Annotated in this window: 5 tRNA genes and 2 rRNA genes; all 7 read left to right on the top strand. The window is 48.7% G+C overall.

Annotated elements, in window-relative coordinates:
- Positions 1-520, top strand: a 16S ribosomal RNA gene (locus C9J45_RS21320); the annotation flags it as partial.
- Positions 521-619: 99 nt separating this feature from the next.
- Positions 620-695 (top strand) — tRNA-Glu (locus C9J45_RS21325).
- Positions 696-716: 21 nt separating this feature from the next.
- Positions 717-792: transfer RNA gene (locus C9J45_RS21330), tRNA-Lys, on the top strand.
- Positions 793-823: 31 nt separating this feature from the next.
- Positions 824-899 (top strand) — tRNA-Val (locus C9J45_RS21335).
- Between the two features lie 39 nt (positions 900-938).
- Positions 939-1,014 (top strand) — tRNA-Ala (locus C9J45_RS21340).
- Positions 1,015-1,016: 2 nt separating this feature from the next.
- A tRNA-Glu gene (locus C9J45_RS21345) sits at positions 1,017-1,092 on the top strand.
- Between the two features lie 276 nt (positions 1,093-1,368).
- Positions 1,369-1,478, top strand: a 23S ribosomal RNA gene (locus tag C9J45_RS21350); the annotation flags it as partial.

Raw genomic sequence — 1,478 nt, forward strand, 5'->3', positions numbered from 1 at the left:
GTGCCTTCGGGAACTCTGAGACAGGTGCTGCATGGCTGTCGTCAGCTCGTGTTGTGAAATGTTGGGTTAAGTCCCGCAACGAGCGCAACCCTTATCCTTGTTTGCCAGCACATAATGGTGGGAACTCCAGGGAGACTGCCGGTGATAAACCGGAGGAAGGTGGGGACGACGTCAAGTCATCATGGCCCTTACGAGTAGGGCTACACACGTGCTACAATGGCGTATACAGAGGGCTGCCAACCAGCGATGGTGAGCGAATCCCAGAAAGTACGTCGTAGTCCGGATTGGAGTCTGCAACTCGACTCCATGAAGTCGGAATCGCTAGTAATCGTGAATCAGAATGTCACGGTGAATACGTTCCCGGGCCTTGTACACACCGCCCGTCACACCATGGGAGTGGGCTGCACCAGAAGTAGATAGCTTAACCTTCGGGAGGGCGTTTACCACGGTGTGGTTCATGACTGGGGTGAAGTCGTAACAAGGTAGCCCTAGGGGAACCTGGGGCTGGATCACCTCCTTACCTAAAGACTTGCTGTTTAATGCAGTGTCCACACAGATTGCTTGGTTAAAATGTAAGAGAGCCACTTAATGTTGCCCAACAACATTAAGTATGAACATTGTCCCGTTCGTCTAGAGGCCTAGGACACCGCCCTTTCACGGCGGTAACAGGGGTTCGACTCCCCTACGGGACGCCACTTCTCTTTGAAGTGCAAATTGGGTCGTTAGCTCAGTTGGTAGAGCAGTTGACTTTTAATCAATTGGTCGCAGGTTCGAATCCTGCACGACCCACCATTCTTTCTCACGAAGGAATTAAAACTATCGTGGGCGATTAGCTCAGTTGGGAGAGCACCTCCCTTACAAGGAGGGGGTCACTGGTTCGAGCCCGGTATCGCCCACCATTTTCTCTTTAGAGAACTTCTTAAAAGAAGTAAAACATTGGGGTTATAGCTCAGCTGGGAGAGCGCCTGCCTTGCACGCAGGAGGTCTGCGGTTCGATCCCGCATAGCTCCACCAATGTCCCGTTCGTCTAGAGGCCTAGGACACCGCCCTTTCACGGCGGTAACAGGGGTTCGACTCCCCTACGGGACGCCACTTTGTAAATACATTCTTATGAGTGTGATTAGAAAGTGGATCTTTAAATAGAAACACAATGCTCTTTAACAATCTGGAAAGCTGACTAGTAAATTCAATCAATAGATTGATTTTAAAAAATGTTTTTATCTTTAGATAAAAACGAGTTCTCAAACAATACACATTCAAGTGTCTTGTATCGAGTCCGGCGAAAAACCAACGTTTAATACTTTCTTGATCGAAGTGTTAAACAAAAACCTTGGTTGTTTGAACATACAAGACCTCTTGGGGTTGTATGGTTAAGTGACTAAGCGTACACGGTGGATGCCTTGGCAGTCAGAGGCGATGAAGGACGTATTAACTTGCGATAAGCCCAGAGAAGGTAGTAAAAACCGGTGACTCTGGGA

It is taken from the genome of Photobacterium sp. GB-1 (assembly GCF_003026165.1).
In the GTDB taxonomy this organism is placed as follows: Bacteria; Pseudomonadota; Gammaproteobacteria; order Enterobacterales; family Vibrionaceae; genus Photobacterium.